Consider the following 17771-nt stretch of genomic DNA (forward strand, 5'->3'; position numbering starts at 1 on the left):
CTCTCCCTCTATGGAAACATGTTTAGGAGCTAATGTTTACAGAGAGTCTGGTAATAAAATAGTTCGAAATAGACGTCAAAAAGTAGGTGATCCTAAATTGATTCATAAGTTAAAATCGGTAAATAATATTCTTATAGGTAAAATGGCTTTGGGAGATTTTCCGGGTTGGAAAAAAAACTGTTTAAAACGTTTAGATCGAATTCATGCCGAAAAACCGATTGATTTAATATTGTCTTCATTTGCTCCAGAAGATGCCCATGAAATTGCATTAGCTTTTAAAAAGAAAAACCAGGACGTTAAGTGGATTGCTGATATGAGGGATGAAATGAGTTTGAACCCCTTTTACAATGGTCAAAGAAAAGCTAAACTTCAACGTCTCGAAAAAGAAATAGAGCCCTATGTTGATGCAGTTTCCTCTGTGAGTTTACCAATTTTGGATGGTTTTAAATCATTGATGAATAAAAATCAAAACATCGATTTCATTGAGGTCAGAAATGGGTTTGATCATGAAAGAAGTGAGGTGTATAATTTCAACGAGGAATTTACCATGTTATATGCCGGAACTTTTTATGCCGAAAGAAAACCAACGGAGTTTTTTAAAGCTCTGGTAGAATTGGATCAAGAAGGAAAGCTTCCACAGGATATTCAAATACAATTATTAGGAACGCATCTTAATTTCAAAATTCCTGCTGTATTGAAAGATAAAATAAAAGTGTTACCATCAATGTCTAATGAAGAATGTTTAAGTTACATGTTCAAGGCAGATTGTAATTTACTTTTACATCCTCCAATGGGAGTGAAAGGAGTTTTTACAGGAAAGCTTTTTGAGTATTTATCTACAATGAAGCCTGTATTTGGAATGGTTGATCTGGATGATGTTGCAGCAGACTTAATTCATGAATTAAATGGAGGGGTATGTGTAGATTTTTATGATGTTGAAGGAATTAAAAGATCTTTTTTAACCTTGTACAAACAATGGCAACAAAAGGAGAAACAGGCCTATAAAGAAGAACTTGTGCCAACATTACATAGAAAAACTCAAACCAAGATAGTTGAAGCTCAAATTGAAAAGCTACTCGCATGAAAATTCTGTTTCTAGCCGATGTTAATTCTTCTCATACCCGAAAATGGGTGATGGGACTTCGAAAAAATAATATAGAAGTAGCAATCTTTAGTATGTCGGCTCCAAGAGAAGATTGGTATACTAATATAAGTGTAGAATGTGTTTATTTTGGAGCAGATCCGAGTTTACAAGATAAACAAAGTGCATTTGCCAAACTTTCTTATTTAAAGGCTGTAAAAGAGGTTAAAAGTTTTGTTAAAAAAATACAACCTGATGTTGTACATGCTCACTATGCTACGTCTTACGGATTACTAGGCGCTTTATGTGGTAGAAGGCCTTACATTATCTCTGTTTGGGGCTCTGATATTCAGGACTTCCCTTACAGGTCTATGGTGCATAAGCAAGTAATGCGTTTTATCTTTAATAAAGCAGATTTAATTTGTTCTACGAGTGATTCTATGCTTAAGGACATCGACTATGTTGGTGCTAAACGTAAAGTGAAACTTCCCTTTGGAATTAATTTAGAAGAGTTTAAGGTGAAAACACACATAGATAAGGATGTTTTACACTTTGGTACCGTTAAAACTATGGATACGGTTTATGGAGTTGATATTCTTATTCGGGCATTTCATAAGTATTTGGAGCAAACTAAGAGGAAGGATGTACTTGAGTTGTACGGGAAAGGTCCTCAAATGGAAAATTTAAAAGACCTTGTCAAGGTACTAGGAATAGATAATTCTGTTCATTTTCACGGTTATGTTAACAGAGTAGATATAGCAGAGGCTTACTTAAACTTAGATGTATACATGTCTTTGTCAAGAAGAGAAAGCTATGGTGTTGCTGCGCTCGAAGCTTCTGTTTCAGGTTTGCCATTAATTACAAGTGAGGCGGAAGGCTTTAAAGAAGTTTTAGTGGAAGGTGAAACGGGTTATAGAGTTGAAATAGAGCCTTTAAACCTACAATTAGTAGTAGATAAAATGATGCTCCTACAGAATGTAGAATTGCGAAAGGAAATTGGTTTGAAAGGAAGAGAAAGAGTGGTTGAGTTTTTTAACTTTGAAAATGATATCCAGCAACAAATAAAAATATACAGAGATTTACTCGATGAAGGAGTTTGTAAAGAATAAGGTATATCCTTTAAGTTTATTTTTAATACCTATAGTCCTTGTCAATGCGACAAAATTTATTGTGCCAGCTATAGCTTTGTGGGTAGTCGCCTCATTTTTTCATTTTCAAAAACCAGTTTGGAAAGAAATTCCTTGGATAATTTATGGAATACTTTGTTTTTTCATACTACATGTCATTGGATTAATCAACACGGAAAATTTGGGATATGCGGGGAAAGATTTGGAAACAAAACTGTCTTTTGCAATCTTTCCAGTCATTTATATTTTCACTTATAAAAATCTAAAATTAGAGGCGATATCATGGGGGAAATGGGGATTTGTTGTAGCAAGTGGATTCGCAATGCTTCATTCTTTTATTAAAGCATATCTCTGTGATTCTTCTGGATATGGAGCGTGTTATGCCCCTCATGTGTATGGTTTTCAAATGCATGGAACCTATTTAACTGCAATTTATTTGTTCTCTGCAGTTTTACTGATAAAATGGCAAAAGTTTAATTTCGTAGCATTAATTTTAAAAGTACTTTATGTACTGCTTCTTTTAGTTTCATTATACTATATAAGATCCTTAAGCAGTATAGTAGTTGTTGCCCTGTTAGCGATTATTTTGTGGGGTAGGGCGATTTTTAAAATGAAAAGTTGGTTGCTGAAGATTTCTGTTATTCTACTTCCTCTTATGTTTCTATTTAATATAAGTAGAATCGAAGCTGTTGAAAGAGATCTGGATTCGACTGCAACAACTATAGAGAATTATATTAAGGATAAAGATCTTTTCTTGGAAAACGCAAAGGATAATTCAAATTCTTCAGGAGTAAGGATGGTATTATACACGCTGTCATGGGAGTTAATTCAAGAGCATTTTTTTGGAGTGGGAACGGGGGATGTAAAAGATGTATTGTATAAGAAATATGAGGCATATGGTTTTCATAACTATATAGAGAAAAAATACAATCCCCACTCACAGTTTTTTCAAACGTTTATCGCTTTAGGCTTTTTGGGAGCTCTGTTATTAATATATGTACTTATACACCCTATCCTTTGGGTGAAAGCATATAAACAAAAGGAAATATTTTATTTAGCTATTATTATTTTTATTTCCTGCGCTTTCGAATCTTTTTTAGAGAGGCAGGTAGGCGTAATTTTCTTTAGCTTTGCAGCTTTCTTATTAGTTAACCCTAAAGCATTAAAAAAAGCATAAATTAGTGAAAGTATCAGTTGTAATACCTTGTCGTAATGAAAAACCATACATCATAGAATGTTTGGATGCTATTTATGCCAATACCTTGGTGGAAAAGGAGGAGATTGAAGTGTTGATAATTGATGGACAAAGTGATGATGGTACAAGAGAACTTGTCGAATCTGTTTTAGGAAACTATAAGAACCTTAGAATTATTGATAACCCTCAAAGAATAACTCCTGTAGCTTTTAATCTTGGGGTAACGAACAGCACGGGTGAATATGTTCAACGTGTAGATGCACGTCACATTATTTGTGAAAATCACTTAGAAACAGGAATACGCTTACTGGAAAATCAGGAGGAGATCTGGTGTGTAGGTTCAAAATTGATCAATGAATACACCAACCAAGAAGGTGCAATTATTTCAAAAGCTATGGATACCCCTTTTGGTATGGGGGTAGGGAACTTTAGAATTCTGGAAAAATCAGGATTTACGGATACAGTAACGAGTCCTATGTATCCCAGATGGGTTTTTGATAAGATAGGTATGTTTGATGAAGAATTGGTCCGCAACCAGGATGATGAATTCAACTATCGATTGACACAGGCCGGAGGGAAGGTTTGGTTCGAAGCTTCAATTTGGCTAAAATACTACGTGAGGTCTACCTATGCAGGATTAAAAAAACAATTCTTTCAATATGGATACTGGAAGGTTTTTGTCAATAAGAAACACAAGGCCGTGACTACCGTCAGACAGTTGTTTCCACCGTTGTTTGTGTTGTTTGCTATCCTGAGTATTCCTTTGATGTTGTTGCATCCGTTCTTTATGTATGCGATAGCCTTAACGTGGTTGCTTTATGGTGCTTTAGCGCTCTATTTTGGATTTAAAAAAGGGACAGGCATTAAAGAAAGTTTCGGTATAATTCGCAGCTTTTTAATCATGCACTTTCAATATGGAGGAGGTTATTTAAAGGGTATCTATCACTTTTATCTGCTCAATAGAAAACCTTCACAGCGAGAAACAAAACTTTCGAGGTAGTTAATACCCAATGTGGAAAATAGCATCTCCTTTATTGACTATTGGAGCTTCATTTACAGCGAAAATATAACCATTCATAGGAGATTTAAAGCTACGCTCTGTTTTTCCAAAAGGGTCTGAAATAACACCGATTATCGTTCCTTTTTCTACATACGAACCATTCAATATACGCAAATCAAACATTCCCGACATAGGTGCACGTAACCATTTGGATTGTCTAAGTAATGTTGAGCCACGTTGTATTTCATCACCGTCGTCTATCATGTCCAAGTGATGCATGACACGTTTTACTCCACGTATACCTTCTTCCACGATGAAAGGATCTATTCTGTTTGCTTTTCCTCCTTCAAACAAGATGATGTTTTTCCCTTTTTTACTCACAGCTTCTCTCAATGATTTCGGAATCAATTTTGAATCTTTGATGAAAGGCGCGTCGAAAACTTCGGCCAATTCTACCGCTTGTGGATTCGAAAAGTCACATCTAATTTGAGGATAATTATTACGCTGTGCAGCTCCAGTGTGTATATCTATGATGATGTCAGCCAAAGGAGCGATGTGTTTCATAAAAGCGTAGGCGAACTGACTGGCTAAAGAACCACTTGCAGTACCCGGAAAACTTCTGTTTAAATCTCGGCCATCAGGTAATTCACGCATGAAGTTTAAAAAACCAAAGATGTTAAGAACAGGGATACAAATTACTGTTCCCCGTTGTGGTTTGTTTAAACCTGAACGAACAATTTTTCGAACAATTTCTATCCCGTTGATTTCATCTCCGTGAACGCCACCTAATAATAGAAGAGTTGGACCCTTTTTCTTGGCGTGATCAACAATGATAGGAATGTTCACCGGACTTGCTGTATGCAGTTTGGCCACTTCCAAATTAATGATGGCCTTCTTACCCGGTTGAACAATCGTATCTAATATTTGTATGGGTTTATTCATTATACCTTACGTTGTAAGTATTCTATGATTTCACCTGCGATATCTTTGTGCGTTGCGCGCTCTATACCTTCCAATCCTGGAGATGAATTTACTTCTAATACAAGAGGTCCGCGCTCACTTTGTAACATGTCTACACCGGCAATGCCTAAGTTTAATGCTTTCGCTGCAAGTATCGCAGTTTCTTCTTCACGTTCTGTTAATTCAATAATTTTAGCGCTACCGCCTCGGTGAAGGTTAGATCTAAATTCTCCTTCTTTCCCTTGACGTTTCATAGCGCCAACAACTTTCCCATCTACAACAAAGGCACGTATATCAGCTCCTTTAGATTCTTTGATGAATTCTTGAACGATAACTCTTGCTTTTAAACCATTGAAAGCTTCTAATACAGATTCAGCAGCTTTTTTACTTTCTGCTAAAACCACTCCTAGTCCCTGTGTACCTTCTAATAACTTAATTACAATAGGTGCTCCACCTACCGCATCAATTAAATGTTCTACGTTATTGGAGTAGTTGGTAAATACCGTTTTCGGCATTCCAACTCCCTTTTTTGTGAGTAATTGTAAACTTCTTAATTTGTCTCTAGAGTTGCTTAAACCATTTGAACTTACAGTTGTGAAAGTTCCCATCATTTCAAATTGACGAACCACGGCCGTTCCAAAGAAGGTTACCGAAGCTCCGATACGAGGAATAACAGCGTCATATCCCTCTAAATATCTGTTTTTGTAGTAAAGAGTAGGGTTTTCTTTTTCCATCTCTAAACTACATTTTAAATGATCTATTACATCCACCTGGTGTCCGCGTAATACCCCTGCTTCTACAATTCTTCGTGTTGAATAAAGGTTGGCATCTCTACTTAGTACTGCTATTTTCATTTAATGTGTTTGACTGTGTGATAAATTCTTTTTTGATGTGTCTACCAAAAAATTGTTGTTTAGTAATTTTCTTCCCAAAAGTACTGGGTATTTCATTTTGTCTCTGCGTGACAAGGTGAACTCTGTGTTAAATATTTTTCCGAACAGAGTAATAGTTCCTTTCACCTTGTATCTAAGTTGACTTTGACCAGAACTACTTCTGACCTTTTTTAGACTATATTCCTTAAATGTAATAATTTCTCCGGTGTATTGTAAGTGTTGGTCTGAAAGGAAAATAACCTTAAGTTCATTATTTTCCTCCCAAATTTCACTGCAGTGTATCGTTGAGGTATAAGCTCCAGTGTCAATTTTAACCTTTACATCTTTTAAATTGAAATCGGGAAAGTTTGCCTTGTCGCTTTTTCCTATGATAAATTTCTCTTTTTTCATGGGCGTTATTCTAACCATTGAATATAAACATCAAATTCGATTTTATCGGTGTTGATTTCAATTCGTCCAGGAAATTTGTCTTGAGCATTAGTAGCGGTGTAGGTTTGAAAGTCTATCGTTTCCTCGTGAATCAAGTCGTCATTTTGTGTCCCAAAATCATCCGTAATTTGATCGAAATCCCAAAAGCTAAAATTTAAACTTACATTGAGGTTGTTGAAAGTTGTATCCTTCGAAAAATCAAATTCAAACTCATCTACTGGATTCGCTGGAGCGTCGAAATACGTTTCTTGTGATGCGAAAATCAAGTTGTTGTTTAAATCAGTTAACTCAAAGTACATATCAGCATTGGTTAGATCTAAATCATCGTAGTAGTCGCCAAAATAAAGCGTGTCATACTCTTGAACTTCAATTCTGGTAATTTTAAATTTTGTAAAATACTTGCAGCTACCATCCTCCTTGATTGCTTCTTCGGCATAGTTACTAGCCGCAGGATTCGTACATCCTTTTTTATTACATGCTGTAAGTAAGGGGAGTGCAAAAAGAGATAAGTAAAGTGCGTGTTTAAATAATTTCATAATATAGATGTTGAATATTGTATGATCCTCCAAAAACAAAATTGTTGCCAGAACAGAAATCCCTACAATTTTAATCTTTAATCCAAGTAAGTTTATCTTTCATAACCTTTAAGCGCATAAACCCAAAGCTCACCGTTACTTCCTTGCCATTTAATTCCTCTACGGTACCATTTTGTTTGGTTTCATTCAGCTTTACAGTGCTACCAACTTTTATTTTATCTAAAAATTGATTGTCTTTTTTCTTGGTGTTATTTCGCTGTTTCTTTTGCGGTTTATTTACGTTCTTTTTGAGTTCGATTTCTCTTTTTTGTTCGTCAATTTTAAACTTTTCTGTAGCGATATATTTTTTAACCTCTTGCAATAAACCATCATTGGCATTTTTAGACTTAGCGTTACTTTTATATTGATTGATGAAGTTTTGCAGTTTTTTTCCTTTTTGGATCAAATTGTTGTTCTTCTCATACAAGTCTTGTTGCGCCGCTAGTTTTTCTTCAAATTTCTTTTTAGAAGTTTCAAATTTGTTTTTAGCCTTGAGTGCTATTTCTTGGGCTTCGATGTGTTCTTTATTGAGTCGAGCCAAATAAGTTTTTTCGCGCTGTAACTCACTTAAAAGCTGGTCCATCTTAACCTTCTTTTCGTCTAAACGAGTTTTAGCCTCTTCAATCAACTCAATGTCAATACCGTTTATTTGTGCAACTTCAAAAGTAAAAGAACTTCCAGGTTGACCTAAACTTAACTTGTAAAGTGGTTCCAAGGTCTCCGTATCGAAAAGCATACAACCATTTACAGCATTTCTAAGTTTATCGGCTTTTAATTTAATATTGGCGTAGTGGGTGGTGATAACACCAAAACACTTTTTATTGTATAACGATTCAAAAAATACTTCAGCCAGTGCTCCCCCCAAATCTGGGTCAGATCCTGTACCAAATTCGTCAAGAAGTAGCATGGTTTTTTTATTAGCTACCTCCAAGAAGTGTTTCATTCTTTTCAACCTGTAACTGTAGGTACTCAATTCATTTTCTATGGATTGATTATCACCAATATCTGTTAACAAGGCATTGAAGAAGCACATTTTACTGTTTTCGTGAACAGGTACCAGCAAACCGCATTGCAGCATCAACTGCAATAATCCAACAGTTTTAAGGGTTATACTTTTACCACCTGCATTGGGTCCAGAAATTACGAGCATACGAGAAAACTTATCCATACTCAAGTATTGAGGGATAGTTGGCTTGTTTGCTGCTTTGTTTTTCATTAATAATACAGGATGATAAGCTTCAATCAACTCTAGTTCTGTAGTGTCTTGTATGGCGGGAAGTACACCATCAAACATCAACGCCAAGCGAACTTTAGCTTGAATGAAATCAAACTCTGTTAAAAGTTCTTGATAGGCTTTTATCAAAGGAAGATGAATCGAAAGCTCCTTTGTAAGTGCTTTTAATATTTTAAAAATTTCTTTACGCTCATCGTCGAGTAATAATTCTAACTCGTTGTTTAAAGGAACGTTAACTTGGGGTTCAATGTAGGTTAACCCTCCTGTTTTAGAAGATCCAACAACATTACCACTTACTTTCCTTTTGTGAGAGGAAATAACCGACAACACCCTGCGTTCGTCTAAAAAGGCTTCTCTGGTGTCACTAACCAGTCCATCCTTCATCAGTTTTCGCAATTCTCTATCAAAATTTTTATTGATTTGAATACGCGTACTTTTGATTTGTTGGCGAATTTGGAAAAGCTCTTCAGAGGCGTCGTCTTTAATTTCTCCAGATTTATCAAACACTTCATTGATAGGGTCCGCAATTTCTTTGGTGAAATAAACATCCTTCAATAAGGCATTTAAATGAGGGTAGTCTTCTTCTCTTTTGTTAAAGAAGTAAACCAAAGTGTTACACAACAAACTAGCACGTAGTAAGCGTCCAAAACTTTCTTTTTGTAAAGCAGAATTCGCAATGGGTAACATGCGAATTTCAGTTTTTAATTCTTCAAAGTCTATGCGCGGAAACTGTTCTCCCTCTGTTCTGATTTGTTTGTATTCGTTGGCATTGTTCAAATCTATCAACAGCTTTTTATTACTTTTTACTGGAGTTAAATTCAAGATGCGTTGGAGGGCAGTTTCACCCACACAAAATTCACTCATCTTTTCAATGAGGAAGTCGAACTCTAAATCTTTGTAAGTTTGTTTATCGTAATGTAACATCTAATTACAAAAATAATTTTAATCCTTTTCGCAGCTCATTTATCTTGAATTAATGAGCGCTTTATAAGTAAATAAATAGAAGACGAAAAAGTTTAAAGAAATGCATATTTATTTTTTATGTATTATTAGGCAGAATACATCCAATATGCAAAAAATTAAATCAATCAGTCTAGCATTGCTTCCGATACTTGGAGTATTGGTAATCGGTGTTGCTATTTATGCCTTCTTTCAAAGTACACCCGCTTTGATTTTTGTATTTTTCTTGGTCTTAGTCTCGCTGCTGCTATCCATGGGAATCTACAAGAGATCTATGCGTAAATCTAAGGAAAAAGTAAAAGTTGTAGAAACAGATTTACCAGAAATAGAAAATGATTTGATTTATATAGATCCTAACAATTTTGAAGCTAACTTTTCAAAAGAAAAAGGATTGCTTTATCTGGCTGGAGAAAAGGTAGTTGATCAGGAAGTTACACTTACACAAGTAGTTTACGATAAATTGACAGATGATTTAAAAATGAGTTTTAGCTCAGGAATAAAAGTCATAGCAAAGGGTATGCAAAACATAGGAGTAGGAGATCAACAGGTGTGTTTGTTCTACTTTGATCATATGTTAATAAAGGTTGGAAAGCGTTCTAGAAGCTTCACCATGCATAAAAAAGAACTCTATGAGGTTCTCGAAGAGGAGGAGAGTCATGTTATTTTTACTCATAAGATTCCTCCACTTGTGTTTCATTGGTAGTTGGTGTTTCTTCTTCATTTTCAAGGAATACCAAGAAGGCTATTAATCCAAGTAAGAATAGTATAAGAAACAATTTGGGATCTTTGTAAAGTGGTTTTTTGGGACGTTTTGTTAGACGCTTGTAGCCATGAGAAACAGTCGCAAAGTCTTTGTACTTTTTCAATTGCTCTTCAGAAGGTTCAATTTCTGATTTTCTATTGATTTTAAATTTTCTCATTATTTCTAGTATACCTCTTTCTTAATTTTTTCAATGATTCTGTATAAACGCATTTTTGCGTTGGCTTCACTTATGGCATAGATACTTGCAATTTCGCGAAAAGATTTTTGTTGGAAAAACCTCAACTCTATCAAGTCTAAATATTCTTGCTTTAGGTTATTGAGTATTTCAACAAGTTGTTCTTGCTTGTCTTGATTATCGCTTTCATCAATATCCATGAAGTCCATAAAACTCACCACATGCTTTTCTTCCACCTCTACTGTGTAAACTTTCTTATTTTTTCTAAAGAATTGATTGATTTCATTTTGAGCTATTCGAATGAGCCATGTGCTAAAAGCATAGCCCTTGTCTTCGTATTTCCCGATAGCAGCAAAGGCTTTAATGAAGGTTTGTTGCGTTATGTCACCCGCCAAAGCTTCATTTCCTCCCAAACGTTTGAAGGCAAACCTGAAGATTTTATCAAAATTTCTTTTGTATAATTCTCCAAATGCCTTTTCACTTTGTTTAGCAGTCTCTATGAGCTGTGATTCAGTGAGTTGAGTGAGTTTCCGTTTCTTTATCATTGTTCTTTGCAGTAGAGCGTTCTACAAGTTTAATACACTTTTAGTTAAAAGTAACAGATTGTCATAATATTAACTTTTTTATATCCAACCCTCGCCGTTAATCCTACGTTTTATAGGTGTGAAATTATTTTTAATAATTATTTTTACGAACGAAATTTATTAAAACTATGAAGAAAATTTACTTATTAGCGGGTGCTTTGGTTGGTTCTTTAGGAATCAATGCACAAGTTGCTCCTACCTATTCAAACCAAGCTCAAAAAACAGATGCTTTTAAATCAAGACCTGCATACCACGGGTTAGAGCAGTTCCAAAATAGAGCTGAAGGTGATGTAGTTTGGTCAAACGATTTTGAAACAGCTTCAGATTGGGATCACGTTGACGGTCCAAACCACACAGATGGAGATTGGCAAATAGTAAGTGCTGTACCAGCATCTTTAGTGAGTCAAGAGCCTTCTTACGGTTTTCCTATAGAAATGAACTCTCCAACAGGTGACGTAAACTCAGGAAGTTTCGCATTCATCAATTCTGATGAAGCTGGAGGAAGTGCGACACAGGATGCTTACTTTGAATTGCAATCAGATATCGATTTATCAGGATACGCAAACACTGCACTTTCGGTAAGTTGGTACCAAATTTTCCGTCACTTCTATGATGCAAACTACATTGGTGTTTCTACAGATGGTGGTGCTACTTGGACAGATTACTTAGTAAACGATTTAGGAGTAAACGTTAACTCTAACGATTTAGGAGTTTTACAAAACGTACTTTCTCTTCCTACGCCAGCAGGTGGATGGACAGCAACTACTAGAATTCGTTTGAAATACGAAGGACAGTGGGATTGGTTCTGGGGAGTTGATGATATTGAACTTTTCGAAACTTACTCTAATGATTTATCGATCAACTACTTTAGACCATTAGCAGGTAACGATCCAACAATGCATATACCATTGGATTACACATATATTCCAACTACACAATCTTCTTTCCCTGGATTCTCAGGTCAAGCTGCATTCAAAAACTTAGGAGCAGTTGATCAAACTGATGCAGCATTGAAAATGGATGTTGTAGGACAATCTTACTCAGAAGTTGGAACTACGAAAAGTTTAGTAGCTCAAGCTACAGATACTTTCGAAGTTTCTACATTATTTGATATTGTAAGTGCAGGTGTTGGTACATACCAATTCATTGGAACACCAGATTTAGGAACTGCAACAGATGCAGTTCTAACGAATGACACGATTATCAAGGAAGCATACTACGGTGGAAACATCTTCGCTCGTGATGATGAGTCATTAAGAGGTGCTATCGGTGGTTTAGCAGGTACTTTAAATGGTCAAGCTTTAACGATTGGTAACTACATGGAAGCATTTGATGATGTAAACATCGGAATGATGAAAATGTACATCGTTGGTGCAGCAGACAACACTCCTTACATCGGACAAGAGGTTTACGGAGCTATTTACTTATTAAATGGAGACGGAACAGCTACTTTGGCAGCAACTACAGAAGTATACACGTTAACTGATACTGATATGGATAGCTGGATTTCAATTGGAATGGACGGCGGAGGAATTGCTACAATTCCTGCAGGTACAGCATTCATCGCAACAGTGAACAACAGTGGTGGATCTACTCCAGTACGTTTCGGTATGGCACAAAGTGTTGAACAAGGAACTGTATTAGGAATTGACCCAACTTCTGCAGCAGGAGATGTATACAACTTAACAGATCCAGAAGCTATTAAAATTAGAATCTTGGAATCTGCGTTAAGTGTAGAAGAAGTTGAGGCTAACTTTAACTTAAGTGTTTACCCTAACCCAGCAACTGATAATGTAAACTTAGACTTTACATTGGCTGCACAAACTGACGTAACTGTTACAATTACAGATATCGCAGGTAAAGTAGTTTACACAGATGCAATTGGAAGTTTAAATGCTGGTGAACACACAACTGCAATTTCAACAAACGGATTAACAAACGGAGTTTACATCTGTAACTTCGTAGCTGGTGATTCAGTTGTTACTAAGAAATTGGTGGTTAAAAAATAATTTCACACAATTTTAAGAAGTACCCCAGAGAGATCTGGGGTATTTTTTTGTTTTAAACTTCGCGCATTTATTTATTTTTGCGCCTAAACCGATTACATAGAAATTATGAAAGGATATGTATTTCCAGGTCAAGGAGCCCAGTTTTCAGGAATGGGAAAAGATCTGTACGATAACTCAGAAAAAGCAAAAGAACTTTTCAATAAAGCCAACGAAATTTTAGGATTTGATATCACTAAAATTATGTTCGAAGGAACCGATGAAGAGTTGAAGCAAACGAAAGTAACTCAACCAGCAATATTTTTACACTCTACTATTTTAGCAGAGGTCTTAGGTGATTCTTTTCAACCGAATATGGTGGCAGGTCACTCATTAGGAGAATTATCTGCTTTAGTTGCGAACAAAACTTTAGCCTTCGAAGATGGATTAAAGTTGGTGTATAAACGTGCATTGGCTATGCAAGAGGCTTGTGAAAAAGAGCCTTCTACAATGGCTGCAATCTTAGGGTTGGAAGATGCAGTAGTTGAAGCTGTTTGTGAAGAGGTTGATGGAGTAGTTGTAGCAGCTAACTACAATTGTCCAGGTCAATTGGTAATCTCAGGAGCAGTTGAGGCAATTGATAAAGCATGTGCATTAGCTACTGAAAAAGGAGCGAAAAGAGCTTTGAAATTGCCCGTAGGTGGAGCATTCCACTCTCCTTTAATGGAGCCAGCTCGTGAGGAATTGGCAAAGGCTATTGCTGCTACTGAATTTTCAACGCCAATTTGCCCAGTTTACCAAAACGTTACAGCAAGTGCGGTTTCAAATCCAGATGAAATTAAAGAAAACTTAATGGCACAATTAACTGCGCCTGTGCGTTGGACACAAACTATGCAACAAATGATTGCTGATGGTTGTGAAGAAATCGTAGAGGTGGGACCAGGAAAAGTGCTACAAGGTCTATTTAAAAAAGTAGATAGAAAGTTTCCAACTTCTAGTGCTACGTTGTAATAAGCATTCAATACAAAAAAGGCGATGGTTAACCATCGCCTTTTTTTATAGCTTATAATTCAATAAATCTAAATCTAATAATTTGTGGAAGTAACTTCTTTTTAAATGACTTTCTAAAAGTTTTAGATGTTCAATTCTATGACAATCCGTTCCTGCTAAATCCACAAGTTTATTGTCTATTAACAACTCTGCTTGCTTTTTAATGTGTGGACCATAATGTCCGGTTAAAGAGTTTAAGTTAACTTGTATCAGTACGCCTTTTTCTCTTAATTCCCTCGCCTTTTCTACCGATCCGTGGTAGTATAAATAACGTTCGAAATGTGCAAGAACTGGTGTGTAACCTTTGGTTTGTAATTGAAAAATTAGCGCATCAATTCCCATAGGTTCGTTGGTGAAACTAAACTCAAAGAGTACGTGATTTCCTGCCCACGTTAATACATCATCATTGTCAATTCTTTCAATAAAAGTCTCATCAAAGAAGTATTCTGCTGCAACCTCTACTTGTATATCTAGATTTGTTTTCTCCAATTCATCTAATAACACATTGTAAGCATCTGTAATGCTTTTAGTTGTGTTAGGGTAGAGGTCTGTGTAAACGTGCGGGGTGGTTATTATTCTATCGTATCCTAATTCCTTGAATTTTGTTAACATACCTATGGATGCATCTACATTTTGTGCACCATCATCTACTCCTGGTATTAAATGGCTGTGTACATCTATGCCCAAACGCGATAGATCGACAGGAGTTTTTGCTTCTTTCTTCTTAAATAATGAAAACATAATTCAAATTTTTTAAGTAGCTAAGATTCGTATTGATTCGTGTAGTATTCTTGATAGTCTCCTGAAATAATGTTTTCAGTCCACTCTCTATTGTTCAGATACCAGTCTACTGTTTTTTCTAATCCTTCTTCAAACTGTATACTTGGCGTCCAGCCTAATTCTTTCTCCAGTTTAGAAGCATCAATGGCGTAACGTTTGTCATGACCAGCTCTATCTGTAACGAATTTGATAAGCTTTTTAGAACTGCCCTCTGGTCTACCAAGTTTGTGATCCACAATAGATATCAAAGCATGAACTAAGTCTATATTGGTCCATTCATTCAATCCACCAATGTTATACGTTTCACCTAATCTTCCTTCGTGGAATATTTTATCAATTGCAGCCGCATGGTCTTCAACCCATAACCAATCTCTGATGTTATCACCTTTTCCGTAAATCGGTAAATCCTTTTCTTGTACAATGTTGTTAATCATTAAAGGAATTAACTTTTCAGGGAATTGATGGCTCCCGTAATTGTTCGAGCAATTCGAAATTTTTACCGGTAAACCATAGGTGTGATGATAGGCCATTACAAAGTGATCTGAAGAAGCTTTCGATGATGAATAGGGACTTCTTGGATCGTATGCTGTAGTTTCGCTAAATAGACCTTCAGCACCTAAAGAACCATATACTTCATCTGTTGATATATGGTAGAATAAGCGGTCTTTAGCACCAGCCCATTTTTCTTTGGCAATATTCAAAAGGTTTACCGTTCCCACAACATTTGTCATTACAAATGCCATAGGACCAGAAATACTTCTATCTACATGCGACTCAGCCGCAAGATGAATAATATCAGTGATATAAAAATTAGAAAACACTTTTTCAAGATCTGAAAGTTCACAGATGTCTCCTTTTACAAAGGTGTAGTTGTCTGCATTTTCAAGGTCTTTTAGATTGTTTAAATTTCCAGCATAGGTCAATGCATCAAAATTAATGATGTGATATTCTGGGTAATTGTTTACCAATCTACGTACAAGGTGAGAACCGATAAAACCGGCTCCACCTGTAACTAATATGTTTTTCTTGTAATCCATTTATTTACCGAAAGTCATTTGTTCGTTGCGTTTCTCGTAAATGCGCTCAATGATTTCCACTACTTTCAAACCTTCTAAAGCATTTGTTGTAGCTGTAGTTCTACCTTTTAAAGTGTCTACAACATTATTAATGATGTAGTGGTGATTGGCAGCAGACCCTTTGTATGCTCCGTAGTCATTTCCAGGGTTTGTTGGTGCCAATTCAGGCATTTCATATCCTGCTATATTACAAACTTCAACTTCGTTCATATATTGTCCACCTATCTTAACAGATCCTTTTGAACCTATAATGGTCATAGAACTTTCTAAGTTTTGATTAGCAACCGCAGTAGAATAGTTTAATGATCCCATTCCTCCATTGATAAAGTCAAAACTTACAAATCCAGAATCTTCAAAATCTGTAGAATCTTGATGCGTAAAATCGGCAAATTTTCCTTGAATGTTTTCTATATCTCCAAATAACCAGTACATGATGTCAATGAAGTGTGAGAATTGCGTGAAAAGTGTACCACCGTCTAAATCTTGTGTTCCTTTCCATCCTCCAGCTTTATAATAGCGGTCGTCTCTGTTCCAATAGCAGTTCAACTGAACCATGTGTATATCACCAAGAGTCCCGTTAGAAACGATTTCCTTGATCCATTCAGAGGGCGGAGAGTAACGGTTTTGCATTACGCAAAATACTTGTTTAGACATTTGTAAAGATTTGAAAATTATCTTCTCACAATTGTCTTTGCTCAGTCCCATAGGTTTTTCACAAACAACATGGTATTTATTTTCTAATGCCTTGATAGATTGCTCAGCATGTAGACCGTTAGGTGTACAGATATTTACAACATCAATCTCTATATTAGCTGCTAATAGCTCATCTATAGAAGAAAAGAAAGGAACATCGAAATGCTCTGCATCACATGCCTTTTGATCTCTAACATCTACTAATGCTACTAATTCTGCCTCCTCATTTCGTCTAATCATTTCTGCATGGCGTTTTCCGATATGCCCTGCACCAATAACAGCGAATTTTATTATATCCTTACTCATTTATTTTTGTAACAGTATGATTATCTAATTTGTATTTTTCCTTACTTTCTGGACACGTTGCTATTCCTTCATGATTAAATTCAAGACGATGTCCGTACTCACTCATCCAACCTATTTGTTTAGCTGGATTTCCAACAACTAACGCGTAAGCTGGAATATGTTTGGTTACTACGGCACCTGCTCCAATAAAAGCAAATTCTCCAATATCATGGCCACAAACGATAGTTGCATTTGCACCAATAGAAGCACCGCGTTTAACCCTAGTTCTTTCGTATTGTCCTCTTCGGTTTACCGCACTTCTGGGATTGGTAACATTTGTAAAGACCATAGAAGGACCTAAAAACACATCTTCTTCACAGATAACGCCCGAGTAGATAGAAACGTTGTTTTGGACCTTACAGTTCTTTCCTAAGGTAACATCAGGTGATACCACAACGTTTTGACCAATGTTACAGCCTTCTCCCAGGGTAGCATTATTCATGATGTGGGAAAAGTGCCAAATTTTAGTTCCTTTTCCAATCGCAGCTCCTTCGTCAATTACTGCTGTTTCATGTGCGAAGTAATCCATATTAGTTGATGTATTTTTCGAAATTGTTATGTTCTTTTTTATACAGTTTTTCTTCGGGTAGGTCTTTGAAATACGCGTAGGTTCTTTTCAATCCTTCCGACCTGTCTATTTTTGGTGACCAGTCAAGTATTTCTTTGGCTTTACTAATATCTGGCTGACGTTGTTTTGGATCGTTTACAGGAAGTTCTTTATAGATTACTTTTTGGGTAGTTCCTGTTAATTGAATGATTTCTTCCGCAAAATCGCCAATGGTGATTTCATCTGGATTTCCAATGTTTACAGGTTGTGCGTAGTCAGAATGAAGCAAGCGAACAATTCCCTCTACTAAATCATCTAC

General features: G+C 36.0%; 18 protein-coding genes and 1 pseudogene. 7 read left to right on the forward strand and 12 right to left on the reverse strand.

Annotated features, from left to right (window positions below; translation table 11 throughout):
• The 4 genes from R3333_RS05085 to R3333_RS05100 form a co-directional block, all read left to right on the forward strand.
• The coding region (locus tag R3333_RS05085) for a hypothetical protein (protein ID WP_318957683.1) at positions 1–1084 on the forward strand (1084 nt) is incomplete at its 5' end.
• Complete coding sequence (locus tag R3333_RS05090; RefSeq protein ID WP_318957685.1) at positions 1081–2190, forward strand: glycosyltransferase; 1110 nt, start codon at positions 1081–1083, stop codon at positions 2188–2190. The genes R3333_RS05085 and R3333_RS05090, both read left to right, overlap by 4 nt.
• Positions 2168–3385: an O-antigen ligase family protein gene (locus tag R3333_RS05095; RefSeq protein WP_318957687.1), complete on the forward strand. Its 1218-nt coding sequence runs from the start codon at positions 2168–2170 to the stop codon at positions 3383–3385. Before R3333_RS05090 ends, R3333_RS05095 begins: the two co-directional genes overlap by 23 nt.
• A gap of 4 nt (positions 3386–3389) precedes the next feature.
• Positions 3390–4403 carry a glycosyltransferase family 2 protein gene (locus tag R3333_RS05100; RefSeq protein WP_318957688.1) on the forward strand — a complete coding sequence of 338 codons (1014 nt, stop codon included), beginning with the start codon at positions 3390–3392 and terminating at the stop codon, positions 4401–4403.
• Here the strand turns inward: R3333_RS05100 and R3333_RS05105 are convergent, their stop codons facing one another.
• The 5 genes from R3333_RS05105 to R3333_RS05125 all read right to left on the reverse strand — a co-directional run bounded on the left by R3333_RS05105 (position 4404) and on the right by R3333_RS05125 (position 9418).
• Positions 4404–5345: a M14 family metallopeptidase gene (locus R3333_RS05105; RefSeq protein WP_318957690.1), complete on the reverse strand. Its 942-nt coding sequence runs from the start codon at positions 5343–5345 to the stop codon at positions 4404–4406.
• Positions 5345–6217 carry a 30S ribosomal protein S6--L-glutamate ligase gene (gene rimK / locus R3333_RS05110; RefSeq protein WP_318957691.1) on the reverse strand — a complete coding sequence of 291 codons (873 nt, stop codon included), beginning with the start codon at positions 6215–6217 and terminating at the stop codon, positions 5345–5347. The genes R3333_RS05105 and rimK overlap by 1 nt, the downstream gene beginning before the upstream one ends.
• Positions 6218–6646, reverse strand: coding sequence for an ATP-dependent zinc protease (locus tag R3333_RS05115; protein ID WP_318957693.1), 429 nt, complete (start codon positions 6644–6646; stop codon positions 6218–6220). It abuts the gene before it with no gap.
• 5 nt (positions 6647–6651) lie between these two features.
• Positions 6652–7221: a hypothetical protein gene (locus tag R3333_RS05120; protein WP_318957695.1), complete on the reverse strand. Its 570-nt coding sequence runs from the start codon at positions 7219–7221 to the stop codon at positions 6652–6654.
• Positions 7222–7291: 70 nt separating this feature from the next.
• On the reverse strand, positions 7292–9418 hold the full coding sequence (locus R3333_RS05125; RefSeq protein ID WP_318957696.1) for an endonuclease MutS2: 2127 nt from the start codon (positions 9416–9418) through the stop codon (positions 7292–7294).
• Between the two features lie 145 nt (positions 9419–9563).
• On the opposite strand from R3333_RS05125, the gene R3333_RS05130 reads away from it, so the two are divergent.
• On the forward strand, positions 9564–10157 hold the full coding sequence (locus R3333_RS05130; protein WP_318957698.1) for a hypothetical protein: 594 nt from the start codon (positions 9564–9566) through the stop codon (positions 10155–10157).
• Here the strand turns inward: R3333_RS05130 and R3333_RS05135 are convergent.
• Positions 10120–10374 (reverse strand): hypothetical protein, encoded by a 255-nt coding sequence (locus tag R3333_RS05135; RefSeq protein ID WP_318957700.1) that lies wholly within the window; start codon positions 10372–10374, stop codon positions 10120–10122. The two genes, R3333_RS05130 and R3333_RS05135, sit on opposite strands and share 38 nt — an antisense overlap.
• A gap of 5 nt (positions 10375–10379) precedes the next feature.
• Positions 10380–10937 carry a sigma-70 family RNA polymerase sigma factor gene (locus R3333_RS05140; protein ID WP_318957701.1) on the reverse strand — a complete coding sequence of 186 codons (558 nt, stop codon included), beginning with the start codon at positions 10935–10937 and terminating at the stop codon, positions 10380–10382.
• Positions 10938–11104: 167 nt separating this feature from the next.
• On the opposite strand from R3333_RS05140, the gene R3333_RS05145 reads away from it, so the two are divergent.
• Together R3333_RS05145 and fabD are read left to right on the forward strand one after the other, a co-directional pair.
• Positions 11105–12985 carry a T9SS type A sorting domain-containing protein gene (locus R3333_RS05145; RefSeq protein ID WP_318957703.1) on the forward strand — a complete coding sequence of 627 codons (1881 nt, stop codon included), beginning with the start codon at positions 11105–11107 and terminating at the stop codon, positions 12983–12985.
• A gap of 105 nt (positions 12986–13090) precedes the next feature.
• Positions 13091–13972: an ACP S-malonyltransferase gene (gene fabD / locus R3333_RS05150; RefSeq protein WP_318957705.1), complete on the forward strand. Its 882-nt coding sequence runs from the start codon at positions 13091–13093 to the stop codon at positions 13970–13972.
• Between the two features lie 45 nt (positions 13973–14017).
• Here fabD and R3333_RS05155 read toward each other — a convergent pair whose 3' ends face one another.
• From R3333_RS05155 to R3333_RS05175, 5 genes and pseudogenes are all read right to left on the reverse strand, one after another.
• The gene (locus R3333_RS05155; protein WP_318957707.1) at positions 14018–14752 is read right to left on the reverse strand and encodes a tyrosine-protein phosphatase; all 735 of its coding nucleotides are present in this window, start codon (positions 14750–14752) and stop codon (positions 14018–14020) included.
• A 20-nt stretch (positions 14753–14772) separates the two neighbouring features.
• Entirely contained in the window at positions 14773–15828 is a 1056-nt protein-coding gene (gene rfbB, locus R3333_RS05160) for a dTDP-glucose 4,6-dehydratase (RefSeq protein WP_318957709.1), read from the reverse strand.
• A complete protein-coding gene (locus R3333_RS05165) occupies positions 15829–16866 on the reverse strand; it encodes a Gfo/Idh/MocA family oxidoreductase (RefSeq protein WP_318957710.1) in 1038 nt (345 codons plus the stop codon).
• Positions 16859–17434, reverse strand: a complete 576-nt coding sequence (locus tag R3333_RS05170) for an acyltransferase (protein WP_318957712.1) — start codon at positions 17432–17434, stop codon at positions 16859–16861. The genes R3333_RS05165 and R3333_RS05170 overlap by 8 nt, the downstream gene beginning before the upstream one ends.
• A 1-nt stretch (position 17435) precedes the next feature.
• A pseudogene (locus R3333_RS05175) lies at positions 17436–17771 on the reverse strand (SDR family NAD-dependent epimerase/dehydratase); the annotation flags it as partial.

It is taken from the genome of Lishizhenia sp. (assembly GCF_033720595.1).
GTDB lineage: Bacteria > Bacteroidota > Bacteroidia > Flavobacteriales_D > Crocinitomicaceae > Lishizhenia.